Source organism: Corynebacterium bouchesdurhonense (assembly GCF_900078305.2).
Lineage (GTDB): Bacteria > Actinomycetota > Actinomycetes > Mycobacteriales > Mycobacteriaceae > Corynebacterium > Corynebacterium bouchesdurhonense.
Genome location: NZ_LT546026.1, coordinates 14,133 through 39,022, shown reverse-complemented (window position 1 = coordinate 39,022; position 24,890 = coordinate 14,133). Strand labels below are relative to the sequence as shown.

Below are 24,890 nucleotides of genomic sequence, written 5' to 3'. Positions count from 1 at the left end.
GGGCTACTGCTCGGCTACTGCTCGTCGGAGGCCAGGAGGTCCTCGTCATCGTCGTCGAAGTCGATGTTGGGGACCATGTCCACTGGATCGTCCGTCAGCTCGTCGTCCGCGGCGCTGGCGTTCGCGTACTTGCCCACGCCGAGGGCCTTGAAGATCTTGTCCTCGATCTCGTCCGCCAGCTCCGGGTTGTCCTTCAGGAACAGGCGGGCCTTCTCTTTGCCCTGGCCTAGCTGGTCCCCCTCGTAGGTGAACCAGGAGCCGGACTTCTTCACAATGCCGTTGTCCACGCCCATGTCGATGATCGAGGACTCGCGGGAAATGCCCTCGCCGTACATGATGTCGAACTCGGCGATCTTGAACGGCGGCGAGACCTTGTTCTTAACCACCTTCAGCTTGGTGCGGTTGCCGATGGAATCCTGGCCGTCCTTCAGCGTCTGGATACGGCGCACGTCGCAGCGGACGGAGGCGTAGAACTTCAGCGCCTTACCGCCGGTGGTGGTCTCGGGCGAGCCGAACATGACGCCGATCTTCTCGCGCAGCTGGTTGATGAAGATGGCGGTGGTGCCGGAGTTGTACAGCGCGCCCGTCATCTTGCGCAGCGCCTGCGACATGAGGCGGGCCTGGAGGCCGACGTGGCTGTCGCCCATCTCGCCCTCGATCTCGGCCTTCGGCGTCAGTGCCGCGACCGAGTCGATCACAATGATGTCGATGGCGCCGGAGCGCACCAGCATGTCCGCGATCTCGAGCGCCTGCTCGCCCGTGTCCGGCTGGGAAACCAGCAGGTTGTCGGTGTCCACGCCGAGCTTCTTGGCGTACTCGGGGTCGAGCGCGTGCTCCGCGTCGATGAACGCGGCGATGCCGCCTGCGCGCTGCGCCTGAGCGATGGCGTGCAGTGCAACGGTGGTCTTACCGGAAGACTCCGGCCCGTAAATCTCCACGATGCGCCCGCGGGGCCAGCCGCCGATGCCCAGCGCCACGTCGATGGCGGTGTTGCCGGAGGAGATGGACTGGATCGGCGGGCGCTCCTCGTCCCCCAGGCGCATAATCGCGCCCTTGCCGAAGTCCTTCTCGATCATCGCTAGCGCCGCGTCGAGCGCGTTCTGACGGTCGCTCCCCGCGGCGGCTGCGGTCTTCTTCTTGGTTGCCATGCGTGTGCTCTCCTCTTCGATGTGTGGCGGCGGCAGAAATGTAGCTGTTATGTATTAGACGCTCGCCGTTGCCTCCGGTTCCGTCCGGACCCGAACTTTTTCCAGCAGCGAAGAACGGCGAAGCTAGACCACACTGTAGAACCGGGATCCAACACGCCCGATCCTACACGCAAACATGTTCGATACCGCATCGCACACGCCGTGTGGGGGCAGCCGCCCTAAAAACCCGGGCGATCCACGCCCAGGCGGCGCTCCTCGGGAACGTCGAAGGCATCGCAGAGCCCCTGCCACACCTCGCGCGGATCGACACCGCTTTCGATCGCCTCCGCCGCGGTCTGGCCGGACTGCGGCAGGACCTGGGACCCGATGATCCACTGGGCGCGCTCCGGTCCGAACTCGTCACGGACAAGCTGCTCAAACTCAGTCAGGCGCATGGGCTACAAACTTACACGCCCAACTAAGCGCGCAATTGAACGGTGTTCAACTACACTTCCCGCCATGACCTCAGCTACCCCCGCCACACCGGCGCAGCCCCGCCCCCGCGGCAACGCAACCGCGCAGGACATCGCGCTCATCGCCGTCTTCGCCGCCATCATCATCGTCCTGGGCTTCGTGTCCATCCCCGTCGGAGCCGCCGGCGTGCCGATCGTGCTGCAGAACGCGGCCGTCATCCTCGCCGGCCTCGTTCTGGGCCGCCGCCGGGGGTTCCTCACCGCCGCGGTCTTCCTCCTGGTCGGCCTCGCCCTGCCAGTGCTAGCGGGCGGCCGCACCGTCATCGCCGCGCTCGGCGGCCCAACCGTGGGCTACCTGGTCGGCTACCTCGTCTCCGCCTACGTCGCAGGCGCGATCGCCTACCTCGCCCCGTTCAAGGCCAACCGCGGCGCAACCGTCGCGGTGATCGCGCTCGCAGGCGCGGTAGGCCTTTTCTTGCAGTACCTCTTCGGGGTCTTCGGCATGATGTGGCGCCTGGACATGACGTTCGGCGCCGCGTGGGCCGCGCAGGTGCCGTTCCTGCTGCCGGATGCGGGCAAGATCGCGTTGATGATCGCGGTCGCCGCGGCGGTGCACGGTGCGTTTCCGGACTTGCATCGGGAGCGTCGATAAGCACAATGCCCCTGATCGAATTCGAGGGCGCGTCCGTTTCCTACGACGGCACGCAGGTGCTCGCGCCGCTCACCGTGCGCCTCAACGAGCGGCGCATCGGCATCATCGGCTCGAACGGCTCCGGCAAGTCCACCACCGTGCGGCTGATCAACGGCTTAATTGAGCCGACTACGGGGCGCGTGCTTGTCGACGGCCAGTCCCCCAGCACCCACGGCAAAGAGATCCGCCGCCGGGTGGGGTTCGTGTTCTCCGATGCCGAGTCACAAATTGTCATGCCTCGCGTAGCCGACGACGTGGCGTTCTCCCTGCGCCGCTTCAAACTACCGCGCGACGAGGTGCGCGCCCGCACCGCCGCCGCGCTGGAGCGCTTCGGGCTCAGCGAGCTTGCCGAGAACTCCCCGCACACCCTCTCCGGCGGCGAAAAACAGCTGTTGGCGCTGGCATCCGTGCTGGTGACCGAGCCGGACACCGTGATCGCCGACGAGCCGACCACGCTGCTGGACCTGCGCAACCGCCGCCGCCTCATCCGCGAGCTGGAGGCCCTGGAGCAGCAGGTCATCGTGGTCACGCACGACCTCGAGATGCTGCGCGGCTTCGACCGCGTGCTGGTGATCGACGAGGCCCACCTGGTGTGCGACGCCGCGCCCGACGAGGCGATCGCCCACTACCTCGACCTCATGGAATCAAAGCCGTGATCCGCGAGCTGCCGCTGGGCGTGTACGTGCCCGGCAACACCGCGCTGCACCGCGCCCACCCCACCGTGAAGTTTGTTGCGCTGGTGGCGTTCATCATTGTCGCCACCGTCTGGCCCGCCGAGCCGTGGCAATCCATGGCGGTGCTAATCGCTGCGATGGCGCTCTACCCAGCCGCCCGCGTGCCCGCCGGGGTGGCATGGCGCCAGCTGGTGCCGCTGCTGCCCATCTTGGGGTTCCTCGGTGCGTTCTCCTGGTGGCAGAACGGCGCCGAGCGCGCCCTGACCATGCTGATCAGTCTGCTGGCCACCATCGCGGCGGCCAACCTACTCACGCTGACCACCACGGTGGAGGAGCTACTCGACGCCCTCGACGCCAGCCTGCGCCCCCTCAGCAGGCTGGGCGTGCGCACCGACCTGATCAGCCTCACCATCGCGCTGACCATCCGGCTCATCCCCCTCATGCTCGCCACGGCCAACGAGGTGCTCGACGCCCGCAAGGCGCGCGGCGCCGGGTTCTCGTTCGCCGCCTTCGGCATCCCCCTGGTGATCCGCTCCGTGCGCCGCGCCAAGATGATCGGCGAAGCGCTCATGGCGCGCGGCGCGGTGGACTAGGTCTCCGGCTACGCCCGGGTGGAGCTCAGCTGCTGCTGCACGGCAAGCGCCTGCGCCGCCAGCGCCGGGTTGAAGATGCCCAGGCGCAGCTGCAGCTCGAGGTTGGCCTGCGCCAGCGCGTCGCGGGCCGGGCCGTTCACGCCGACGAACGCGAGGAGGCCCAGGGGGAGCAGCAGGGCGAACGGCACCAGCACGGCCGCAGCGATCCAGCCCGGCGTGAGCGAGCTGGCGGAGCTGGCGGAGCTGCCGGAACCGTCGCCCGGCGCCGGTGCCGGTGCCGGTGCCGCCTCGCACTCAACCACGGCCACGGCGACCGCCCCGCGCAGCGCAATCCCGTTCGTTGCGTTGTCATCGGCCCAGAGGTAGCGGGTGGTGTCGGTGCGCGTACCTTGCTCGCACGTCCCCTCCTTGAAGTAGCGCGCGTAGCCCTCGTTGGCGAAGTTCTCGGTCATGCCCGCGGGGCGCGCCTGCACGTCGGACGCCTGCGCGAACTCGGTGCCGTTGTACGTGATCAGGATGGACTGGCCGTCGCACACCTCGTCGCACAGCGCGCGCAGCTGGCTGGCCTGGCGGTCATAATCCAGCGCCATCACGCCCTTGAACGGGGTCTTCAGCCGCTGCACCAGCGTGGACGCGCCGTTGTCGCCGAGGGAAACAAAGAGCACCTCGCCGGTCTCCTCCACGCCCACCGCGAACACGTTCTGCTCGGGGATGTACGCGATTGCCTCGAGGCCGCCGTTCGGCGCCACCGGGCCCACGTGCTCCGCTAGGTTCCACTCGCCGGTCGCGTTCAAAGTGCCTTCGCTTGCCGACGCAACCTCATACCGCAACACCGATGGCCGCGAGACCTTCTTGTTGGCGTTGTCGCGCTCCGTTGCCACGTACAGGGCGCCGTCGGGGCCCACCGTCACGCCCTCGGCGTCCGGGATCCCGGTGCCGTCGCCGTAGCGGAGCGTGAAGCGCCCGCCAACGGAGTAGGTTCCGGCCGCGTCGTCGTAATCCAGGGCCCAGAGCTCTGCCTTGCCGTTGTTGACCACCCACGCGCGGCCGTTCTGGTCGAAGTCAACGCCGGACATGTCCTTGGTGTTGAACTCCGCACCCAGGTCGATGTCGGTGATCTTCAGGCCGGCCACCGGCCACGCCACAGAGTCCAGCGGCTTGGTCTCTTCCTTGACCGGCGCCTCGTTCTTGGCGCCCGGGGTGGCCTTTGTGTCCGTGAACGCGCCGGTGCCGTCCGGTAGCCTTCCCCAGGTATCTGCCGCGTGCGCGGACCAGCCGGCCTCGTCCACCGCGGTGCCGTCGGCGGTGAAGAGGCGGACCTTGTCGTTGCCGCCTAGGCCGAAGCCCTCGCCGCCCCCGAGGGCCTGGGCGCCCTCGGTGTAGAAGCGGGCGAACGCGCCCGGCTTGAGCACCGTGCCCGCCGGGAACACCAGCGGGGTGTGCGAATCGTCGTTGTCCAGCACCGTCCATCTGGAGATGTCCGCGTCCGCGTCGCCGGCGTTGTAGAGCTCGAACCAGTCGGCCACCGGGTCGCCGTTCGATTCCACCTCGTTGATCACCACCTTCGGGATGGCAGCCGGCTCCTCGGGCACGTACGCCACGTTGGCCGCGCCGCGGGTCTTCTCGCCCGTCACGACGAACTCGCCCCGCATGTCCGGGATACGGCCGATCGAGGTCGCGCGGTCCGTCGGCAGCGCGGCGGGGCCGGTGTAGGAGTGCTCGTCGACCATCTTGCCGCTCGTGTCCGCGATGGTCACCGTGTCACCCGAGTTGCCCAGGCCGAAGCCCGTCGTTCCGTCGGGGGTGTTTTCCTTGCCGTCCGTGTAGAACGCGTAGTAGCCGCCGGCGGGGATCACGGTCCCCTCCGGGAACTTCAACGGCGCGTGGGCCGGATCATCGGCGACGGCGGTCCAGCCGCTGATGTCCACGTCCTGGCCAGTCGGGTTGGCCAGCTCCACCCAGTCCGCGGGCTCGCCCTGCGGGTCGATCTCGTTGATCACCACGCGGAGCCGCTCGTTGGCCTCGCCGCGGGTGGCGCGCAGGCTCTCGGCGAAGTCGCCGGTGCCGTCAGCGGTCCGCGCCCACGACGTCTTCGCGTGCGCGGCCCATGTGAAGGAATCCACCTCGGCGCCCGACGCGTCTCTAAGCGTGATGGAGTCTTCGTCGCCCAGCCCGAACCCTTTGGACTTATCGGGCGTGGATCCTTCCGTCTCGAAGGCGTAGAAGCCGCGGGCGGGCACGACCGTCCCCGCGGGGAACACGATGGGCGTTGATTTCTTGCCGCTGTCGATGGCGGTCCAGCCGGAGATATCGATCGCGGTTTCGGTGTTGTTGTAGAGCTCCACCCAGTCGGTGCCCTGGGTGACGACCTCATTGATGGCGATGCCGGACGGGGCGGCTACCGCCTCCGGCGCGTGCAGGGGCGCGAGCACCAGCGCCGTCGCCAGCGGCGCGGCGAGGATGTCTCGCAGGCGTGTGTTCAGCATGGGGGTCCTTTGCGTGTCGAGAGATGTGATCCCGCGCAAAAGACTATGTGCGTTTGGTTAACACGCCGTGAACGCGAGCGACGGCGGGTGCCGCGCTGGGCACCCGCCGTCGACAAGCAAAAAGCGCTTAGTTCTCCCCGCGCAGCTCGCGCATGCGCTGCGCAACCGCGTCGTCGCTCACCTCGGCGCCCGGGGTGGCGTTGCCCTGCTCGATCGCGGGCTTGGAACCGGAGGTCAGCTCGCCCGCCATCTCGGCGCGGATCTGCTCGAGGCGGCCGTGGCCGGCCATCTGGATGCCGGCCTGCTCCACCTCGGCCATGCGGCCTTGCACGGAGTTCTGCGCCAGCTCGGCTGCGCCCAGCGCGTTGGCGTAGCGGCGCTCGATCTTGTCGCGCACCTGGTCCAGGTTCGGGCCGCCGGCGGTGATGGAGTTCATCTGCTGCATGGTCTCGGAGACCTTCTCCTGCATCTTCGCCTGCTCGAGCTGGCTGAGCAGCTTGGAGCGCTCCGCCACCTGCTGCTGCAGCTGCGCGGCGTTGCGCTCCACGGCCTGCTTCGCGGCGCTAGCCTGCTGCAGCGCCTGGTCGTGCAGCTGCTTGGTGTCCTCCACGCCCTGCTCGGCGGTGACCAGCTGGGCCGCGAACGCCTCCGCGGCGTTCTCGTACTCCTGGGCCTTGCGCGCGTCGCCGTCGGCGCGGGCCTTGTCCGCCAGCTGCAGCGCCTGGCGGGTGTTGGCCTGGAGCTTCTCCACGTCCTCCAGGCGGCGGTTGAGCTGCATCTCGATCTGGCGCTGGTTGCCAATCACGGCGGCGGCCTGCTGGCTAAGCGCCTGGTGCTGGCGCTGCGCCTCGCTGATGGCCTGCTCGATCTGCACCTTCGGGTCCGCGTTCTCCTCGATCTTGTTATCGAAAAGCGCCATCAGGTAGTTCCAGAACTTGGTAAACGGGTTCGCCATGGGTCGGAGACCTTCCTTGTCTTCACCGGGTATAAACCGGAAATAATTTGCGTACGTTCCCGACCATCGTAGACGGGAAACGGGCGTTAGGCCTCCGCTGCCGCCGGCGCGGTGGCGGCGAGCTCCTCCGTGATGGAGGTCAGCGACATGTTCGCCACCGCCTCGAGCACCACCTCGGACACCGTGGTGTCCAGCGCCTCGCAGATCGACGCCAGCACTTCGGACGAGACCTCCTTGCGGCCGCGCTCCAGCTCCGACAGGTAGCCCGGCGACACCATGGCGTGGCCGGCCAGCTGGCGCAGGGACACGCCCTTGTCGGCGCGGAAGGCGCGCAAGGACATGCCCAGCGCCTCGCGCAGCAGCGGCTCGCGCACCCGCTTTGGGGCGCGCGGCGCCTCCACCGGCGCGGCGGGGGTCAGGTCTGGGATCAGCGTTGTGGTTACCATCACCGAGCTCAACGGCTGGGGCCGCTACTTTGTTCCCGCCATCTCCTGCTTGCCGCGTACCGCCTGAAGCGCGCCGCGCAGCGCCGCCTCGACGGCGGCGGAGCGGATCTGGTTGCGGTCCCCGGCCAGCAGGCGCACGGGCTCGGGTTCGCCCGGCACCAGCGCGTAGCGCCCCAGCGGCGCCGGTGCGAGCTCCGCCGCGGAGAAAGACGCCGTCCACCGCGGCCCGCTCACACCGATCCACACCTCGCCGGGTTGGTGGCCGTCCTGCGGGTCGGGCCCCGCCACGCCGGTCAGGGACACCGCCCAGTCCGAGCGGCACGCGGCCCGGCAGCCCCGCGCCATCTCCCGCGCCACCGCCGCGGACACCACGCCCTCGCGCTCCACCAGCGCCGCGTCGACGCCGGCAAGCCCCACCTTCAGGTCGGTGGCGTACGTGACCAGACCGCCGCGCAGTACGTCGGAGGCGCCGGGCACCTCGGCGAGCGTCGCCGCGGCCAGCCCCGCGGTGAGGGACTCGCAGAAGGAGATGGTTTGGTTTGTGCTCCGGAGAGCGTCGATAAGCAACAAGCTCGTGTCCACCTAATTCACCTTCCGTGCGTCGAGCAAGTACTGCACGCCCGTCACCACCGTGACTGCGGCGGCGAGCACCATGACCACCAGAGACGGCGTGTCCATCCACCCCGGCAGCGGGCAGAGGTACAGGCCCACGCCGAGGGTCTGCAGCGCCGTCTTGAGCTTGCCGCCCTTCGACGCCGGCACGACCTTGCCGCGGCGCAGCATCGCGAAGCGCCACACCGTGATGCCCAGCTCGCGCACCACGATCACCACCGTGATCCACACCGGCAGCGTGGCCGCGATGTTTAGCGTCACCAGCGCCGTGATCATCAGCGCCTTGTCCGCGATGGGGTCCGCGATCTTGCCAAAGTCGGTGATCAAGCCGCGGGCGCGCGCGATGTCGCCGTCCAGCTTGTCGGTGAGCATCAGCGCCACGAACAGCCCGAACGCCCACCACCAGTTCTCATCCAGCACCAGCCACGCCAGCACCGGCACGAAGAGGATCCGCAACGACGTCAGGATGTTGGGGAGGTTCCAGTTCGACGGCTGCGGCTGCGGCGGTGGCGGCGTAGCGGCGGGTTGTGTCACGTAAGCCACCCTACAGACCGCCCGCGAGCGCCTACACTCCTATCCCATGAAGTACTTCGCGTTCACGTACACCTACGGCGACGACACGCAGCTCGTCGAGGCCACCCGCCCCGCGCACCGCGAGTTCATCGCGTCCCAGCTCGCGCTCGGCAGGATCGTCGGCTCCGGGCCCTACGTGGACGGGAGCCAGGCGCTGATCATCATTCAGCTGCCCGACAGCGCATCGCTTGCCGACGCAACCGAGATCATGGACAAAGACCCCTACATCGACGCCGGCGCCCTGCAGGCGCGCGACGTCCACGAGTGGAACCCCGTGTCCAACATCTTCGCGCCCGAGCAGGCAGGGTAGCCCGGGATCTCACGCGCTACTTCTTGCCGCCGCGGGCCACGTGGAGGTGGTCCGTCTCCGTCGAGCCGGTGGCCGTGTGGTCGCCCTTGCCGGAGGTAGCCGGGTCATCGATCCACTCCACGTGGTGGCCGTGCTTGTCCACCTTGCGGCGGTTGCCGTGGTCGTCGAAGTCAATGTGGAACTGCTTTTCGCCCGGGTTCTTGCGGCCGGCCTTGATGTCGGCCCGGTCCTTGGCCAGCGAGGCCACGGCCGTGAGCACCAGCACGCCCACGATGACGCCGAGCGAGGTCACCGTGCCGATCTCCGGCACGTCCAGGCCCTCGCCGCCGTTGATGAACGGCAGGTTGTTCTCGTGGAGCGCGTGCAACAGCAGCTTCAGGCCGATGAAGCCCAGCACCACGGCGAGGCCGTACGGCAGGTACACCAGCTTGTCCAGCAGCCCGTTGAGCAGGAAGTAGAGCTGCCGCAGGCCGAGCAGCGCGAACGCGTTGGAGGTGAAGACGAGGAAGGACTCCTGGGTGATGCCGAAAATGGCGGGAATGGAGTCGAAGGCGAACATCACGTCGATGAAGCCGATGGACAGCAGCGCCACGAACAAGGGTGTGACGGCCTTCTTGCCCGCCTCGGTCTTCGAGACGAGCCTGTCGCCGTGGTAGGACTTGGTCACCGGAATGACCTTGCGCAGCGTCTTGACCACGAGCATGTCGTTCGGGTCGGTCTCGGGCTGATCCGTGGCTTCGTCGTACACGAGCTTGATGGCGGTGTAGATGAGGAACGCGGCGAAGAGGTAGAACACATCGGACCACGCCTCGATGATCACCGCGCCCAGCAGAATGAACAGCAGGCGGAAAACCAGCGCCATCACGATGCCGATGAGCAGCACTTTCTGCTGGTAGGCGCGCGGAATCTTGAACGCGCCCATGATCAGCGCGAAGACGAAGAGGTTGTCCACGGACAGGGACAGCTCGGTGATGTAGCCCGTGAAGAACTGCACGCCGTGCTCCGCGTCCCACAGCCACCACACGATGCCGCCGAAGATCGCGGCCATGCACATGTAGAACGCCGCCCAGCCGCCGGCCTCCTTCATGGACGGCTCGTGCGGCGTGCGGACGTGAGAGACGAAGTCAAAAACGAAAAATCCGAGGATCACCGCCGAGGTGATCAGCCAAATGTACAAGGGCACGTGCATGGTGCGTTCCTCCGGTCAAGGGTTGAGAAAGGGACCGGAGGTCTCCCCCGCCCGCGGCGGGCTGCGTGGACCGGGGCTTTCGCTTATCGACGGCACCGTGCTGACGATCCAACACAATTTCGGGGTACTCCCCTCTCAGCTCGCCCCACTCTACACAACGGCACGGCAGGTTATCCACAGGGACGCCATTCGCGCGCCCCGGTTATCCACAGTTTCGCTTCGGGTTCTTGCGTTTCGTTCAGCGCGCAATACGATGGGATCCGTGAACTTCGCCGAACTACTCGAATCGCTGGCGGGGCTCGGCGTTGACGTACTCGCCGGCTTCGATCGCGACGCCGCGCTGCGCGTCGGCCTGAACCCTGCACGGGTGCGCTCGTGGCAGCGGGTGCACGAGGTCTACTTCGGCGCGACGAAGTGGACAGCCCAGCAACGCCGGGCGCTTGAGCGGGCGCGCGGCGGCGGGCTGAGCCTGCACCAGCTGGAATACATCGAAACCCGGCTCTCCCGCATCGAGGACGCACGCGAGCGCTGGGAGCTGCGCCACCAGCTGTTGGCCGTGCGCGGGAACTTCAAAGCGCTGCAGGCTGCCGCCCGCCGCATCCTGCCGCCCGCCGCGCCGAAGCCGCCGCGCAAGAAGCTCAGCTTCACCGGCTCGCGCGACGGGATGCGCGGATTCACGGGCTGGGCGCCGGAGCGCCAGGTCGCTGACCTCGAGAGCGCCCTGCGCCGCGGCCTCGACCTGGACCAGCCGGAGGCGCCCCAGCTGATGGACGCCTTCCTCGCCCTGCTCGGCGGCACCCGCGCCAACGCCAGCGCGGTGGTGCCGCCCGCCGCGCCGCGGCCCATCGTGCTGGTGCCGCTAGACACCCACGTGGACATCCTCGGCGGCCGCGGCGACGATACGCTGCTTCGCCTCACTGACGGCACCACCATGACCGGCGCCGAGTACCTCGCCACGATCTTCGGCGAGGGGCCCGCACAGGTCCGCGCGGCCGGCGTCGGCGAGGCGGCGCTCTTCCACCCGCAGCGCGGAGCCGTGAACCTGTACCGCACGCAGCGCTACGCCAACGCGAAGCAGCGCGTGCTCGCAAGCCTCACCGCGCCCGGATGCCCCGTGCCCGGGTGCCGCCACGGCGCGGACAACTGCCAGATCCACCACATCACGGCGTGGCGGCACGGCGGTGAGACAAACCTGGCCAACCTCGCGCCGCTGTGCCGCTACCACAACCGAGCCAACGACGACGACCCCCGCGCAAGGAGCCGGGGGCGCGTCGAGATGGTCCGCGGCGCGCCGCGGTGGGTCTCGCCGGGCGGGAGGGCGGTGGCCAACCCCCGCCACGGCCCGGGCGCGATGGAGCTGCTCTTCGGCGGCTAGAAGGCGCCGCTGGTGGGGTTGTAGGTGGCGGAGGGGGCGTCGTCAAGCGATTGCTCCTCCTTCGGCGCATCGGCCGGATCCGCCCCCTTAATCATCCACAGGATGGTGTCGAGCTCCTCCGGCTTGACCAGCACCTCGCGCGCTTTCGAGCCCTCGGACGGGCCGACCACGCCGCGCGTCTCCATCAGGTCCATCAGGCGGCCCGCCTTGGCAAAACCGATGCGGAGCTTGCGCTGCAGCATCGACGTGGAGCCCAACTGCGAGGTGACCACGAGCTCGACGGCCTCGAGGAGGTCGTCCATGTCCTTGCCGATCTCCTCGTCAATCTGCTTCGCCTCGCCCGCCTTCTCCTCGGTCACGCCGTCGACGTAGTCCGGCTCGTCCTGCGCCTTCGCGGCCTCGACCACCGCCTGGATCTCCTCGTCGGTGACGAACGCGCCCTGCAGGCGCTGCGGCTTGCCCGCTCCCTGGGGGATGAACAGTCCGTCGCCCATGCCGATCAGCTTCTCGGCGCCGCCCTGGTCGAGGATCACGCGCGAATCCGTCAGCGATGACGTGGCGAACGCCAAGCGCGACGGCACGTTGGTCTTGATCAGGCCGGTCACCACGTCCACCGAGGGGCGCTGCGTGGCTAGCACCAGATGGATGCCGGCGGCGCGCGCCTTCTGCGTGATCCGCACGATGGAGTCCTCGATCTCCTTCGGCGCCGTCATCATCAGATCCGCCAACTCGTCCACCACGCACACGATGAACGGGTACGGCCGCATCTCGCGCTCCGAACCCGGGGGCGCGGTGATGTCGCCGGCGCGGACCTTGCGGTTGTAATCCTTGATGTGGCGCACGCGCGCGGACTTCATGTCCATGTAGCGCTGCTCCATCTCCTCCACCAACCACTGCAGCGCGGCGGCCGCCTTCTTCGGCTGCGTGATGATCGGCGTAATCAGGTGCGGGATGCCCTCGTACGGGGTCAGCTCGACCATCTTCGGGTCGATGAGGATCAGGCGCACCTCCTCCGGGGTTGCGCGGGTGAGTAGCGAGACCAGCATCGAGTTCACAAACGCGGACTTACCGGAGCCGGTGGAACCCGCGACCAGCAGGTGCGGCATCTTCTGGATCGAGCTGGCAATGAACTCGCCTTCGATGTCCTTGCCCAGCCCGATGAGCATCGGGTCGTCCTGCGCCGAAACTTTCGGGGCGTCGAGCACGTCGCGCAGCCGCACCATCTCGCGGTCCTGGTTCGGCACCTCGATGCCCACTGCGGACTTGCCGGGGATGGGGGTGAGCAGGCGCACGTTGTCGGTGGCGGCGGCGTAGGCGAGGTTGGACTGCAGGTTGGTGATCTTCGAGACCTTCACGCCCGGGCCCAGCTCCACCTCGTAGCGCGTGACTGTGGGGCCGCGCGAGAAGCCGGTCACGGTGGCGTCGACGCGGAACTCCTCGAAGACGTCCGTGATGGCCTCGATCATGCGGTCGTTGGCCTCGGTGCGGGTCTTCGGTGCGGTGCCGGGCACAAGCAGGTCCGTCGACGGCACCGCGTAGTCGGCGTTGCCGCGCTGGATGCGCTTGGCGGGGGCCTTCTCCAGTTCCGACTTGGGGGTGGTGGCGGGCACGGCTGCGGCGTCGATGCCGCTGCGGGCGATGATCGCCTCCCGCATCGCGTCGCGCGTGCCACTCACCGCGTCGGGGGCTTCGTTTGCTTCTCGACGCTCCCGTTCCAGCACCCGCGTCTCCCCCACCTGCGGCCGGCGCGCCGGCCGCAGGTGGGGGAGACGCGGGTGCTGGAACGGGAGCGTCGAGAAGCAAACGAAGCCCCCGACGCGGTGAGTGGCACGCGCGACGCGATGCGGGAGGCGATCATCGCCCGCAGCGGCATCGACGCCGCAGCCGTGCCCGCCACCACCCCCAAGTCGGAACTGGAGAAGGCCCCCGCCAAGCGCATCCAGCGCGGCAACGCCGACTACGCGGTGCCGTCGACGGACCTGCTTGTGCCCGGCACCGCACCGAAGACCCGCACCGAGGCCAACGACCGCATGATCGAGGCCATCACGGACGTCTTCGAGGAGTTCCGCGTCGACGCCACCGTGACCGGCTTCTCGCGCGGCCCCACAGTCACGCGCTACGAGGTGGAGCTGGGCCCGGGCGTGAAGGTCTCGAAGATCACCAACCTGCAGTCCAACCTCGCCTACGCCGCCGCCACCGACAACGTGCGCCTGCTCACCCCCATCCCCGGCAAGTCCGCAGTGGGCATCGAGGTGCCGAACCAGGACCGCGAGATGGTGCGGCTGCGCGACGTGCTCGACGCCCCGAAAGTTTCGGCGCAGGACGACCCGATGCTCATCGGGCTGGGCAAGGACATCGAAGGCGAGTTCATTGCCAGCTCGATCCAGAAGATGCCGCACCTGCTGGTCGCGGGTTCCACCGGCTCCGGTAAGTCCGCGTTTGTGAACTCGATGCTGGTCTCGCTACTCACCCGCGCAACCCCGGAGGAGGTGCGCCTGATCCTCATCGACCCGAAGATGGTCGAGCTGACCCCGTACGAGGGCATCCCGCACCTGATTACGCCGATCATCACGCAGCCGAAGAAGGCGGCCGCCGCGCTGCAGTGGTTGGTGGAGGAGATGGAGCAGCGCTACATGGACATGAAGTCCGCGCGCGTGCGCCACATCAAGGATTACAACCGCAAGGTCCGCGCCGGCGACATCACCGCGCCCCCGGGTTCGGAGCGCGAGATGCGGCCGTACCCGTTCATCGTGTGCGTGGTGGACGAGTTGGCGGATCTGATGATGACGGCGCCGAAGGAGATCGAGGACTCCATCGTGCGGATCACGCAGAAGGCGCGCGCCGCCGGCATCCATCTGGTGCTAGCCACGCAGCGCCCCTCGGTGGACGTGGTGACCGGCCTGATCAAGACCAACGTGCCGTCGCGCTTGGCGTTCGCCACGTCATCGCTGACGGATTCGCGCGTGATCCTCGACCAGGGCGGCGCCGAGAAGCTGATCGGCATGGGCGACGGACTGTTCATCCCCCAGGGAGCGGGCAAGCCGCAGCGCCTGCAGGGCGCGTTCGTCACCGACGAGGAGATCCAGGCGGTGGTCGAGGCCGCGAAGGCGCAGGACGAGCCGGACTACGTCGACGGCGTGACCGAGGAGAAGGCGGGCGAGGCGAAGCAGATTGACGAGGAGATCGGCAAGGACATGGACGACCTCCTCGAGGCCGTCGAGCTCGTGGTCACCTCGCAGTTGGGCTCCACGTCGATGCTGCAGCGCAAGCTCCGCATCGGTTTTGCCAAGGCGGGCCGCCTGATGGACCTGATGGAGACGCGCGGCGTGGTCGGCCCGTCCGAGGGCTCGAAAGCGCGCGAGGTGCTGGTCAAGCCGGAGGAGCTCGACACCATCCTGTGGATGATTAAGGGGGCGGATCCGGCCGATGCGCCGAAGGAGGAGCAATCGCTTGACGACGCCCCCTCCGCCACCTACAACCCCACCAGCGGCGCCTTCTAGCCGCCGAAGAGCAGCTCCATCGCGCCCGGGCCGTGGCGGGGGTTGGCCACCGCCCTCCCGCCCGGCGAGACCCACCGCGGCGCGCCGCGGACCATCTCGACGCGCCCCCGGCTCCTTGCGCGGGGGTCGTCGTCGTTGGCTCGGTTGTGGTAGCGGCACAGCGGCGCGAGGTTGGCCAGGTTTGTCTCACCGCCGTGCCGCCACGCCGTGATGTGGTGGATCTGGCAGTTGTCCGCGCCGTGGCGGCACCCGGGCACGGGGCATCCGGGCGCGGTGAGGCTTGCGAGCACGCGCTGCTTCGCGTTGGCGTAGCGCTGCGTGCGGTACAGGTTCACGGCTCCGCGCTGCGGGTGGAAGAGCGCCGCCTCGCCGACGCCGGCCGCGCGGACCTGTGCGGGCCCCTCGCCGAAGATCGTGGCGAGGTACTCGGCGCCGGTCATGGTGGTGCCGTCAGTGAGGCGAAGCAGCGTATCGTCGCCGCGGCCGCCGAGGATGTCCACGTGGGTGTCTAGCGGCACCAGCACGATGGGCCGCGGCGCGGCGGGCGGCACCACCGCGCTGGCGTTGGCGCGGGTGCCGCCGAGCAGGGCGAGGAAGGCGTCCATCAGCTGGGGCGCCTCCGGCTGGTCCAGGTCGAGGCCGCGGCGCAGGGCGCTCTCGAGGTCAGCGACCTGGCGCTCCGGCGCCCAGCCCGTGAATCCGCGCATCCCGTCGCGCGAGCCGGTGAAGCTGAGCTTCTTGCGCGGCGGCTTCGGCGCGGCGGGCGGCAGGATGCGGCGGGCGGCAGCCTGCAGCGCTTTGAAGTTCCCGCGCACGGCCAACAGCTGGTGGCGCAGCTCCCAGCGCTCGCGTGCGTCCTCGATGCGGGAGAGCCGGGTTTCGATGTATTCCAGCTGGTGCAGGCTCAGCCCGCCGCCGCGCGCCCGCTCAAGCGCCCGGCGTTGCTGGGCTGTCCACTTCGTCGCGCCGAAGTAGACCTCGTGCACCCGCTGCCACGAGCGCACCCGTGCAGGGTTCAGGCCGACGCGCAGCGCGGCGTCGCGATCGAAGCCGGCGAGTACGTCAACGCCGAGCCCCGCCAGCGATTCGAGTAGTTCGGCGAAGTTCACGGATCCCATCGTATTGCGCGCTGAACGAAACGCAAGAACCCGAAGCGAAACTGTGGATAACCGGGGCGCGCGAATGGCGTCCCTGTGGATAACCTGCCGTGCCGTTGTGTAGAGTGGGGCGAGCTGAGAGGGGAGTACCCCGAAATTGTGTTGGATCGTCAGCACGGTGCCGTCGATAAGCGAAAGCCCCGGTCCACGCAGCCCGCCGCGGGCGGGGGAGACCTCCGGTCCCTTTCTCAACCCTTGACCGGAGGAACGCACCATGCACGTGCCCTTGTACATTTGGCTGATCACCTCGGCGGTGATCCTCGGATTTTTCGTTTTTGACTTCGTCTCTCACGTCCGCACGCCGCACGAGCCGTCCATGAAGGAGGCCGGCGGCTGGGCGGCGTTCTACATGTGCATGGCCGCGATCTTCGGCGGCATCGTGTGGTGGCTGTGGGACGCGGAGCACGGCGTGCAGTTCTTCACGGGCTACATCACCGAGCTGTCCCTGTCCGTGGACAACCTCTTCGTCTTCGCGCTGATCATGGGCGCGTTCAAGATTCCGCGCGCCTACCAGCAGAAAGTGCTGCTCATCGGCATCGTGATGGCGCTGGTTTTCCGCCTGCTGTTCATTCTGCTGGGCGCGGTGATCATCGAGGCGTGGTCCGATGTGTTCTACCTCTTCGCCGCGTTCCTCATCTACACCGCCATCAAGCTCGTGTACGACGAAGCCACGGATCAGCCCGAGACCGACCCGAACGACATGCTCGTGGTCAAGACGCTGCGCAAGGTCATTCCGGTGACCAAGTCCTACCACGGCGACAGGCTCGTCTCGAAGACCGAGGCGGGCAAGAAGGCCGTCACACCCTTGTTCGTGGCGCTGCTGTCCATCGGCTTCATCGACGTGATGTTCGCCTTCGACTCCATTCCCGCCATTTTCGGCATCACCCAGGAGTCCTTCCTCGTCTTCACCTCCAACGCGTTCGCGCTGCTCGGCCTGCGGCAGCTCTACTTCCTGCTCAACGGGCTGCTGGACAAGCTGGTGTACCTGCCGTACGGCCTCGCCGTGGTGCTGGGCTTCATCGGCCTGAAGCTGCTGTTGCACGCGCTCCACGAGAACAACCTGCCGTTCATCAACGGCGGCGAGGGCCTGGACGTGCCGGAGATCGGCACGGTGACCTCGCTCGGCGTCATCGTGGGCGTGCTGGTGCTCACGGCCGTGGCCTCGCTGGCCAAGGACCGGGCCGACATCAAGGCCGGCCGCAAGAACCCGGGCGAAAAGCAGTTCCACATTGACTTCGACGACCACGGCAACCGCCGCAAGGTGGACAAGCACGGCCACCACGTGGAGTGGATCGATGACCCGGCTACCTCCGGCAAGGGCGACCACACGGCCACCGGCTCGACGGAGACGGACCACCTCCACGTGGCCCGCGGCGGCAAGAAGTAGCGCGTGAGATCCCGGGCTACCCTGCCTGCTCGGGCGCGAAGATGTTGGACACGGGGTTCCACTCGTGGACGTCGCGCGCCTGCAGGGCGCCGGCGTCGATGTAGGGGTCTTTGTCCATGATCTCGGTTGCGTCGGCAAGCGATGCGCTGTCGGGCAGCTGAATGATGATCAGCGCCTGGCTCCCGTCCACGTAGGGCCCGGAGCCGACGATCCTGCCGAGCGCGAGCTGGGACGCGATGAACTCGCGGTGCGCGGGGCGGGTGGCCTCGACGAGCTGCGTGTCGTCGCCGTAGGTGTACGTGAACGCGAAGTACTTCATGGGATAGGAGTGTAGGCGCTCGCGGGCGGTCTGTAGGGTGGCTTACGTGACACAACCCGCCGCTACGCCGCCACCGCCGCAGCCGCAGCCGTCGAACTGGAACCTCCCCAACATCCTGACGTCGTTGCGGATCCTCTTCGTGCCGGTGCTGGCGTGGCTGGTGCTGGATGAGAACTGGTGGTGGGCGTTCGGGCTGTTCGTGGCGCTGATGCTCACCGACAAGCTGGACGGCGACATCGCGCGCGCCCGCGGCTTGATCACCGACTTTGGCAAGATCGCGGACCCCATCGCGGACAAGGCGCTGATGATCACGGCGCTGGTGACGCTAAACATCGCGGCCACGCTGCCGGTGTGGATCACGGTGGTGATCGTGGTGCGCGAGCTGGGCATCACGGTGTGGCGCTTCGCGATGCTGCGCCGCGGCAAGGTCGTGCCGGCGTCGAAGGGCGGCAAGCTCAAGACGGCGCTGCAGACCCTCGGCGTGGGCCTGTACCTCTGCCCGCTGCCGGGGTGGATGGACACGCCGTCTCTGGTGGTCATGGTGCTCGCCGCCGCAGTCACGGTGGTGACGGGCGTGCAGTACTTGCTCGACGCACGGAAGGTGAATTAGGTGGACACGAGCTTGTTGCTTATCGACGCTCTCCGGAGCACAAACCAAACCATCTCCTTCTGCGAGTCCCTCACCGCGGGGCTGGCCGCGGCGACGCTCGCCGAGGTGCCCGGCGCCTCCGACGTACTGCGCGGCGGTCTGGTCACGTACGCCACCGACCTGAAGGTGGGGCTTGCCGGCGTCGACGCGGCGCTGGTGGAGCGCGAGGGCGTGGTGTCCGCGGCGGTGGCGCGGGAGATGGCGCGGGGCTGCCGGGCCGCGTGCCGCTCGGACTGGGCGGTGTCCCTGACCGGCGTGGCGGGGCCCGACCCGCAGGACGGCCACCAACCCGGCGAGGTGTGGATCGGTGTGAGCGGGCCGCGGTGGACGGCGTCTTTCTCCGCGGCGGAGCTCGCACCGGCGCCGCTGGGGCGCTACGCGCTGGTGCCGGGCGAACCCGAGCCCGTGCGCCTGCTGGCCGGGGACCGCAACCAGATCCGCTCCGCCGCCGTCGAGGCGGCGCTGCGCGGCGCGCTTCAGGCGGTACGCGGCAAGCAGGAGATGGCGGGAACAAAGTAGCGGCCCCAGCCGTTGAGCTCGGTGATGGTAACCACAACGCTGATCCCAGACCTGACCCCCGCCGCGCCGGTGGAGGCGCCGCGCGCCCCAAAGCGGGTGCGCGAGCCGCTGCTGCGCGAGGCGCTGGGCATGTCCTTGCGCGCCTTCCGCGCCGACAAGGGCGTGTCCCTGCGCCAGCTGGCCGGCCACGCCATGGTGTCGCCGGGCTACCTGTCGGAGCTGGAGCGCGGCCGCAAGGAGGTCTCGTCCGAAGTGCTGGCGTCGATCTGCGAGGCGCTGGACACCACGGTGTCCGAGGTGGTGCTCGAGGCGGTGGCGAACATGTCGCTGACCTCCATCACGGAGGAGCTCGCCGCCACCGCGCCGGCGGCAGCGGAGGCCTAACGCCCGTTTCCCGTCTACGATGGTCGGGAACGTACGCAAATTATTTCCGGTTTATACCCGGTGAAGACAAGGAAGGTCTCCGACCCATGGCGAACCCGTTTACCAAGTTCTGGAACTACCTGATGGCGCTTTTCGATAACAAGATCGAGGAGAACGCGGACCCGAAGGTGCAGATCGAGCAGGCCATCAGCGAGGCGCAGCGCCAGCACCAGGCGCTTAGCCAGCAGGCCGCCGCCGTGATTGGCAACCAGCGCCAGATCGAGATGCAGCTCAACCGCCGCCTGGAGGACGTGGAGAAGCTCCAGGCCAACACCCGCCAGGCGCTGCAGCTGGCGGACAAGGCCCGCGCCGACGGCGACGCGCGCAAGGCCCAGGAGTACGAGAACGCCGCGGAGGCGTTCGCGGCCCAGCTGGTCACCGCCGAGCAGGGCGTGGAGGACACCAAGCAGCTGCACGACCAGGCGCTGCAGCAGGCTAGCGCCGCGAAGCAGGCCGTGGAGCGCAACGCCGCGCAGCTGCAGCAGCAGGTGGCGGAGCGCTCCAAGCTGCTCAGCCAGCTCGAGCAGGCGAAGATGCAGGAGAAGGTCTCCGAGACCATGCAGCAGATGAACTCCATCACCGCCGGCGGCCCGAACCTGGACCAGGTGCGCGACAAGATCGAGCGCCGCTACGCCAACGCGCTGGGCGCAGCCGAGCTGGCGCAGAACTCCGTGCAAGGCCGCATGGCCGAGGTGGAGCAGGCCGGCATCCAGATGGCCGGCCACGGCCGCCTCGAGCAGATCCGCGCCGAGATGGCGGGCGAGCTGACCTCCGGTTCCAAGCCCGCGATCGAGCAGGGCAACGCCACCCCGGGCGCCGAGGTGAGCGACGACGCGGTTGCGCAGCGCATGCGCGAGCTGCGCGGGGAGAACTAAGCGCTTTTTGCTTGTCGACGGCGGGTGCCCAGCGCGGCACCCGCCGTCGCTCGCGTTCACGGCGTGTTAACCAAACGCACATAGTCTTTTGCGCGGGATCACATCTCTCGACACGCAAAGGACCCCCATGCTGAACACACGCCTGCGAGACATCCTCGCCGCGCCGCTGGCGACGGCGCTGGTGCTCGCGCCCCTGCACGCGCCGGAGGCGGTAGCCGCCCCGTCCGGCATCGCCATCAATGAGGTCGTCACCCAGGGCACCGACTGGGTGGAGCTCTACAACAACACCGAAACCGCGATCGATATCTCCGGCTGGACCGCCATCGACAGCGGCAAGAAATCAACGCCCATCGTGTTCCCCGCGGGGACGGTCGTGCCCGCCCGCGGCTTCTACGCCTTCGAGACGGAAGGATCCACGCCCGATAAGTCCAAAGGGTTCGGGCTGGGCGACGAAGACTCCATCACGCTTAGAGACGCGTCGGGCGCCGAGGTGGATTCCTTCACATGGGCCGCGCACGCGAAGACGTCGTGGGCGCGGACCGCTGACGGCACCGGCGACTTCGCCGAGAGCCTGCGCGCCACCCGCGGCGAGGCCAACGAGCGGCTCCGCGTGGTGATCAACGAGATCGACCCGCAGGGCGAGCCCGCGGACTGGGTGGAGCTGGCCAACCCGACTGGCCAGGACGTGGACATCAGCGGCTGGACCGCCGTCGCCGATGATCCGGCCCACGCGCCGTTGAAGTTCCCGGAGGGGACCGTGATCCCCGCCGGCGGCTACTACGCGTTCTACACGGACGGCAAGGAAAACACCCCCGACGGAACGACGGGCTTCGGCCTGGGCAACTCGGGTGACACGGTGACCATCGCGGACACGAGCGGCAAGATGGTCGACGAGCACTCCTACACCGGCCCCGCCGCGCTGCCGACGGACCGCGCGACCTCGATCGGCCGTATCCCGGACATGCGGGGCGAGTTCGTCGTGACGGGCGAGAAGACCCGCGGCGCGGCCAACGTGGCGTACGTGCCCGAGGAGCCGGCTGCCATCCCGAAGGTGGTGATCAACGAGGTGGAATCGAACGGCGACCCGGTGGCCGACTGGTTCGAGCTCTACAACGCCGGCGACGCGGACGCGGACATCTCCAGATGGACGGTGCTGGACAACGACGATTCGCACACCCCGCTGGTGTTCCCGGCGGGCACGGTGCTCAAGCCGGGCGCGTTCGCCCGCTTCTACACCGAGGGCGCCCAGGCCCTCGGGGGCGGCGAGGGCTTCGGCCTAGGCGGCAACGACAAGGTCCGCCTCTTCACCGCCGACGGCACCGCGGTGGACGAGGCCGGCTGGTCCGCGCACGCGGCAGATACCTGGGGAAGGCTACCGGACGGCACCGGCGCGTTCACGGACACAAAGGCCACCCCGGGCGCCAAGAACGAGGCGCCGGTCAAGGAAGAGACCAAGCCGCTGGACTCTGTGGCGTGGCCGGTGGCCGGCCTGAAGATCACCGACATCGACCTGGGTGCGGAGTTCAACACCAAGGACATGTCCGGCGTTGACTTCGACCAGAACGGCCGCGCGTGGGTGGTCAACAACGGCAAGGCAGAGCTCTGGGCCCTGGATTACGACGACGCGGCCGGAACCTACTCCGTTGGCGGGCGCTTCACGCTCCGCTACGGCGACGGCACCGGGATCCCGGACGCCGAGGGCGTGACGGTGGGCCCCGACGGCGCCCTGTACGTGGCAACGGAGCGCGACAACGCCAACAAGAAGGTCTCGCGGCCATCGGTGTTGCGGTATGAGGTTGCGTCGGCAAGCGAAGGCACTTTGAACGCGACCGGCGAGTGGAACCTAGCGGAGCACGTGGGCCCGGTGGCGCCGAACGGCGGCCTCGAGGCAATCGCGTACATCCCCGAGCAGAACGTGTTCGCGGTGGGCGTGGAGGAGACCGGCGAGGTGCTCTTTGTTTCCCTCGGCGACAACGGCGCGTCCACGCTGGTGCAGCGGCTGAAGACCCCGTTCAAGGGCGTGATGGCGCTGGATTATGACCGCCAGGCCAGCCAGCTGCGCGCGCTGTGCGACGAGGTGTGCGACGGCCAGTCCATCCTGATCACGTACAACGGCACCGAGTTCGCGCAGGCGTCCGACGTGCAGGCGCGCCCCGCGGGCATGACCGAGAACTTCGCCAACGAGGGCTACGCGCGCTACTTCAAGGAGGGGACGTGCGAGCAAGGTACGCGCACCGACACCACCCGCTACCTCTGGGCCGATGACAACGCAACGAACGGGATTGCGCTGCGCGGGGCGGTCGCCGTGGCCGTGGTTGAGTGCGAGGCGGCACCGGCACCGGCACCGGCGCCGGGCGACGGTTCCGGCAGCTCCGCCAGCTCCGCCAGCTCGCTCACGCCGGGCTGGATCGCTGCGGCCGTGCTGGTGCCGTTCGCCCTGCTGCTCCCCCTGGGCCTCCTCGCGTTCGTCGGCGTGAACGGCCCGGCCCGCGACGCGCTGGCGCAGGCCAACCTCGAGCTGCAGCTGCGCCTGGGCATCTTCAACCCGGCGCTGGCGGCGCAGGCGCTTGCCGTGCAGCAGCAGCTGAGCTCCACCCGGGCGTAGCCGGAGACCTAGTCCACCGCGCCGCGCGCCATGAGCGCTTCGCCGATCATCTTGGCGCGGCGCACGGAGCGGATCACCAGGGGGATGCCGAAGGCGGCGAACGAGAACCCGGCGCCGCGCGCCTTGCGGGCGTCGAGCACCTCGTTGGCCGTGGCGAGCATGAGGGGGATGAGCCGGATGGTCAGCGCGATGGTGAGGCTGATCAGGTCGGTGCGCACGCCCAGCCTGCTGAGGGGGCGCAGGCTGGCGTCGAGGGCGTCGAGTAGCTCCTCCACCGTGGTGGTCAGCGTGAGTAGGTTGGCCGCCGCGATGGTGGCCAGCAGACTGATCAGCATGGTCAGGGCGCGCTCGGCGCCGTTCTGCCACCAGGAGAACGCACCGAGGAACCCCAAGATGGGCAGCAGCGGCACCAGCTGGCGCCATGCCACCCCGGCGGGCACGCGGGCGGCTGGGTAGAGCGCCATCGCAGCGATTAGCACCGCCATGGATTGCCACGGCTCGGCGGGCCAGACGGTGGCGACAATGATGAACGCCACCAGCGCAACAAACTTCACGGTGGGGTGGGCGCGGTGCAGCGCGGTGTTGCCGGGCACGTACACGCCCAGCGGCAGCTCGCGGATCACGGCTTTGATTCCATGAGGTCGAGGTAGTGGGCGATCGCCTCGTCGGGCGCGGCGTCGCACACCAGGTGGGCCTCGTCGATCACCAGCACGCGGTCGAAGCCGCGCAGCATCTCGAGGTCGTGCGTGACCACGATGACCTGCTGCTCCAGGGCCTCCAGCTCGCGGATGAGGCGGCGGCGGTTGCGCAGGTCCAGCAGCGTGGTCGGCTCGTCGGCGATCACGGTGTCCGGCTCGGTCACCAGCACGGATGCCAGCGCCAACAGCTGTTTTTCGCCGCCGGAGAGGGTGTGCGGGGAGTTCTCGGCAAGCTCGCTGAGCCCGAAGCGCTCCAGCGCGGCGGCGGTGCGGGCGCGCACCTCGTCGCGCGGTAGTTTGAAGCGGCGCAGGGAGAACGCCACGTCGTCGGCTACGCGAGGCATGACAATTTGTGACTCGGCATCGGAGAACACGAACCCCACCCGGCGGCGGATCTCTTTGCCGTGGGTGCTGGGGGACTGGCCGTCGACAAGCACGCGCCCCGTAGTCGGCTCAATTAAGCCGTTGATCAGCCGCACGGTGGTGGACTTGCCGGAGCCGTTCGAGCCGATGATGCCGATGCGCCGCTCGTTGAGGCGCACGGTGAGCGGCGCGAGCACCTGCGTGCCGTCGTAGGAAACGGACGCGCCCTCGAATTCGATCAGGGGCATTGTGCTTATCGACGCTCCCGATGCAAGTCCGGAAACGCACCGTGCACCGCCGCGGCGACCGCGATCATCAACGCGATCTTGCCCGCATCCGGCAGCAGGAACGGCACCTGCGCGGCCCACGCGGCGCCGAACGTCATGTCCAGGCGCCACATCATGCCGAAGACCCCGAAGAGGTACTGCAAGAAAAGGCCTACCGCGCCTGCGAGCGCGATCACCGCGACGGTTGCGCCGCGGTTGGCCTTGAACGGGGCGAGGTAGGCGATCGCGCCTGCGACGTAGGCGGAGACGAGGTAGCCGACCAGGTAGCCCACGGTTGGGCCGCCGAGCGCGGCGATGACGGTGCGGCCGCCCGCTAGCACTGGCAGGGCGAGGCCGACCAGGAGGAAGACCGCGGCGGTGAGGAACCCCCGGCGGCGGCCCAGAACGAGGCCGGCGAGGATGACGGCCGCGTTCTGCAGCACGATCGGCACGCCGGCGGCTCCGACGGGGATGGACACGAAGCCCAGGACGATGATGATGGCGGCGAAGACGGCGATGAGCGCGATGTCCTGCGCGGTTGCGTTGCCGCGGGGGCGGGGCTGCGCCGGTGTGGCGGGGGTAGCTGAGGTCATGGCGGGAAGTGTAGTTGAACACCGTTCAATTG

24 protein-coding genes and 2 pseudogenes are annotated in these 24,890 nt (G+C 68.5%); 12 read left to right on the top strand and 14 right to left on the bottom strand.

Annotated features, from left to right (window positions below):
* Nucleotides 1-14: 14 nt before the first annotated feature.
* The gene (recA, locus tag BN4252_RS02315; RefSeq protein ID WP_066524845.1) at nucleotides 15-1,148 is read right to left on the bottom strand and encodes a recombinase RecA; all 1,134 of its coding nucleotides are present in this window, start codon (nucleotides 1,146-1,148) and stop codon (nucleotides 15-17) included.
* Nucleotides 1,149-1,366: 218 nt separating this feature from the next.
* Nucleotides 1,367-1,582 carry a DUF3046 domain-containing protein gene (locus BN4252_RS02310; RefSeq protein ID WP_066524847.1) on the bottom strand — a complete coding sequence of 72 codons (216 nt, stop codon included), beginning with the start codon at nucleotides 1,580-1,582 and terminating at the stop codon, nucleotides 1,367-1,369.
* 64 nt (nucleotides 1,583-1,646) lie between these two features.
* Between BN4252_RS02310 and BN4252_RS02305 the strand changes: the two genes are divergently transcribed.
* From BN4252_RS02305 to BN4252_RS02295, 3 genes are read left to right on the top strand one after another with little or no spacing between them, the layout of a single operon-like run.
* Complete coding sequence (locus tag BN4252_RS02305) at nucleotides 1,647-2,252, top strand: biotin transporter BioY (RefSeq protein WP_066524857.1); 606 nt, start codon at nucleotides 1,647-1,649, stop codon at nucleotides 2,250-2,252.
* A 5-nt stretch (nucleotides 2,253-2,257) separates the two neighbouring features.
* On the top strand, nucleotides 2,258-2,947 hold the full coding sequence (locus BN4252_RS02300; RefSeq protein ID WP_066524862.1) for an energy-coupling factor ABC transporter ATP-binding protein: 690 nt from the start codon (nucleotides 2,258-2,260) through the stop codon (nucleotides 2,945-2,947).
* Nucleotides 2,944-3,558 carry an energy-coupling factor transporter transmembrane component T family protein gene (locus tag BN4252_RS02295; RefSeq protein ID WP_066524866.1) on the top strand — a complete coding sequence of 205 codons (615 nt, stop codon included), beginning with the start codon at nucleotides 2,944-2,946 and terminating at the stop codon, nucleotides 3,556-3,558. Before BN4252_RS02300 ends, BN4252_RS02295 begins: the two co-directional genes overlap by 4 nt.
* 8 nt (nucleotides 3,559-3,566) lie before the next feature.
* On the opposite strand, the gene BN4252_RS02290 is transcribed toward BN4252_RS02295, so the two are convergent.
* From BN4252_RS02290 to pgsA (BN4252_RS02270), 5 genes are all read right to left on the bottom strand, one after another.
* Entirely contained in the window at nucleotides 3,567-6,044 is a 2,478-nt protein-coding gene (locus BN4252_RS02290) for a lamin tail domain-containing protein (RefSeq protein WP_066524869.1), read from the bottom strand.
* Between the two features lie 127 nt (nucleotides 6,045-6,171).
* The gene (locus tag BN4252_RS02285) at nucleotides 6,172-6,999 is read right to left on the bottom strand and encodes a PspA/IM30 family protein (protein ID WP_066524872.1); all 828 of its coding nucleotides are present in this window, start codon (nucleotides 6,997-6,999) and stop codon (nucleotides 6,172-6,174) included.
* Between the two features lie 86 nt (nucleotides 7,000-7,085).
* Nucleotides 7,086-7,445 carry a helix-turn-helix domain-containing protein gene (locus BN4252_RS02280; protein WP_066524875.1) on the bottom strand — a complete coding sequence of 120 codons (360 nt, stop codon included), beginning with the start codon at nucleotides 7,443-7,445 and terminating at the stop codon, nucleotides 7,086-7,088.
* A 24-nt stretch (nucleotides 7,446-7,469) separates the two neighbouring features.
* On the bottom strand, nucleotides 7,470-8,027 hold the full coding sequence (locus BN4252_RS02275; protein WP_066524878.1) for a CinA family protein: 558 nt from the start codon (nucleotides 8,025-8,027) through the stop codon (nucleotides 7,470-7,472).
* Entirely contained in the window at nucleotides 8,028-8,600 is a 573-nt protein-coding gene (pgsA, locus tag BN4252_RS02270) for a CDP-diacylglycerol--glycerol-3-phosphate 3-phosphatidyltransferase (RefSeq protein ID WP_392389917.1), read from the bottom strand.
* A gap of 37 nt (nucleotides 8,601-8,637) precedes the next feature.
* Here pgsA (BN4252_RS02270) and BN4252_RS02265 point away from each other — a divergent pair, with 37 nt between their 5' ends.
* The gene (locus BN4252_RS02265) at nucleotides 8,638-8,940 is read left to right on the top strand and encodes a YciI family protein (protein WP_066524882.1); all 303 of its coding nucleotides are present in this window, start codon (nucleotides 8,638-8,640) and stop codon (nucleotides 8,938-8,940) included.
* Between the two features lie 16 nt (nucleotides 8,941-8,956).
* On the opposite strand, the gene BN4252_RS02260 is transcribed toward BN4252_RS02265, so the two are convergent.
* Nucleotides 8,957-10,129, bottom strand: a complete 1,173-nt coding sequence (locus BN4252_RS02260; RefSeq protein ID WP_066524890.1) for a TerC family protein — start codon at nucleotides 10,127-10,129, stop codon at nucleotides 8,957-8,959.
* A gap of 262 nt (nucleotides 10,130-10,391) precedes the next feature.
* Here BN4252_RS02260 and BN4252_RS02255 point away from each other — a divergent pair, with 262 nt between their 5' ends.
* Entirely contained in the window at nucleotides 10,392-11,504 is a 1,113-nt protein-coding gene (locus tag BN4252_RS02255; protein WP_066524891.1) for an HNH endonuclease signature motif containing protein, read from the top strand.
* Here BN4252_RS02255 and BN4252_RS02250 read toward each other — a convergent pair.
* Nucleotides 11,501-13,150, bottom strand: a pseudogene (locus BN4252_RS02250) (DNA translocase FtsK); the annotation flags it as partial. The gene BN4252_RS02255 and the pseudogene BN4252_RS02250 overlap by 4 nt on opposite strands.
* An 81-nt stretch (nucleotides 13,151-13,231) precedes the next feature.
* On the opposite strand from BN4252_RS02250, the pseudogene BN4252_RS02245 reads away from it, so the two are divergent.
* Nucleotides 13,232-15,004, top strand: a pseudogene (locus tag BN4252_RS02245) (DNA translocase FtsK); the annotation flags it as partial.
* Here BN4252_RS02245 and BN4252_RS02240 read toward each other — a convergent pair.
* Nucleotides 15,001-16,113 (bottom strand): HNH endonuclease signature motif containing protein, encoded by a 1,113-nt coding sequence (locus BN4252_RS02240; RefSeq protein ID WP_066524891.1) that lies wholly within the window; start codon nucleotides 16,111-16,113, stop codon nucleotides 15,001-15,003. The pseudogene BN4252_RS02245 and the gene BN4252_RS02240 overlap by 4 nt on opposite strands.
* Before the next feature lie 262 nt (nucleotides 16,114-16,375).
* On the opposite strand from BN4252_RS02240, the gene BN4252_RS02235 reads away from it, so the two are divergent.
* Nucleotides 16,376-17,548 carry a TerC family protein gene (locus tag BN4252_RS02235; protein WP_066524890.1) on the top strand — a complete coding sequence of 391 codons (1,173 nt, stop codon included), beginning with the start codon at nucleotides 16,376-16,378 and terminating at the stop codon, nucleotides 17,546-17,548.
* 16 nt (nucleotides 17,549-17,564) lie between these two features.
* Here the strand turns inward: BN4252_RS02235 and BN4252_RS02230 are convergent, their stop codons facing one another.
* Nucleotides 17,565-17,867: a YciI family protein gene (locus tag BN4252_RS02230; protein WP_066524882.1), complete on the bottom strand. Its 303-nt coding sequence runs from the start codon at nucleotides 17,865-17,867 to the stop codon at nucleotides 17,565-17,567.
* Nucleotides 17,868-17,904: 37 nt separating this feature from the next.
* Here BN4252_RS02230 and pgsA (BN4252_RS02225) point away from each other — a divergent pair, with 37 nt between their 5' ends.
* The 5 genes from pgsA (BN4252_RS02225) to BN4252_RS02205 all read left to right on the top strand — a co-directional run bounded on the left by pgsA (BN4252_RS02225) (nucleotide 17,905) and on the right by BN4252_RS02205 (nucleotide 22,938).
* Nucleotides 17,905-18,477 carry a CDP-diacylglycerol--glycerol-3-phosphate 3-phosphatidyltransferase gene (gene pgsA, locus BN4252_RS02225; protein ID WP_392389917.1) on the top strand — a complete coding sequence of 191 codons (573 nt, stop codon included), beginning with the start codon at nucleotides 17,905-17,907 and terminating at the stop codon, nucleotides 18,475-18,477.
* On the top strand, nucleotides 18,478-19,035 hold the full coding sequence (locus BN4252_RS02220; protein WP_066524878.1) for a CinA family protein: 558 nt from the start codon (nucleotides 18,478-18,480) through the stop codon (nucleotides 19,033-19,035). It abuts the gene before it with no gap.
* 24 nt (nucleotides 19,036-19,059) lie between these two features.
* Nucleotides 19,060-19,419 carry a helix-turn-helix domain-containing protein gene (locus BN4252_RS02215; RefSeq protein ID WP_066524875.1) on the top strand — a complete coding sequence of 120 codons (360 nt, stop codon included), beginning with the start codon at nucleotides 19,060-19,062 and terminating at the stop codon, nucleotides 19,417-19,419.
* An 86-nt stretch (nucleotides 19,420-19,505) separates the two neighbouring features.
* Nucleotides 19,506-20,333, top strand: a complete 828-nt coding sequence (locus tag BN4252_RS02210) for a PspA/IM30 family protein (protein ID WP_066524872.1) — start codon at nucleotides 19,506-19,508, stop codon at nucleotides 20,331-20,333.
* A gap of 127 nt (nucleotides 20,334-20,460) precedes the next feature.
* Nucleotides 20,461-22,938, top strand: coding sequence for a lamin tail domain-containing protein (locus BN4252_RS02205; protein WP_066524869.1), 2,478 nt, complete (start codon nucleotides 20,461-20,463; stop codon nucleotides 22,936-22,938).
* An 8-nt stretch (nucleotides 22,939-22,946) separates the two neighbouring features.
* Here the strand turns inward: BN4252_RS02205 and BN4252_RS02200 are convergent, their stop codons facing one another.
* Genes BN4252_RS02200 through BN4252_RS02190 form a run of 3 tightly spaced genes read right to left on the bottom strand, consistent with a single transcriptional unit; the run spans nucleotide 22,947 to nucleotide 24,858 of the window.
* Nucleotides 22,947-23,561 (bottom strand): energy-coupling factor transporter transmembrane component T family protein, encoded by a 615-nt coding sequence (locus tag BN4252_RS02200; protein WP_066524866.1) that lies wholly within the window; start codon nucleotides 23,559-23,561, stop codon nucleotides 22,947-22,949.
* Entirely contained in the window at nucleotides 23,558-24,247 is a 690-nt protein-coding gene (locus BN4252_RS02195; protein ID WP_066524862.1) for an energy-coupling factor ABC transporter ATP-binding protein, read from the bottom strand. The genes BN4252_RS02200 and BN4252_RS02195 overlap by 4 nt, the downstream gene beginning before the upstream one ends.
* Before the next feature lie 5 nt (nucleotides 24,248-24,252).
* Complete coding sequence (locus tag BN4252_RS02190) at nucleotides 24,253-24,858, bottom strand: biotin transporter BioY (protein ID WP_066524857.1); 606 nt, start codon at nucleotides 24,856-24,858, stop codon at nucleotides 24,253-24,255.
* Nucleotides 24,859-24,890 lie beyond the last annotated feature (32 nt).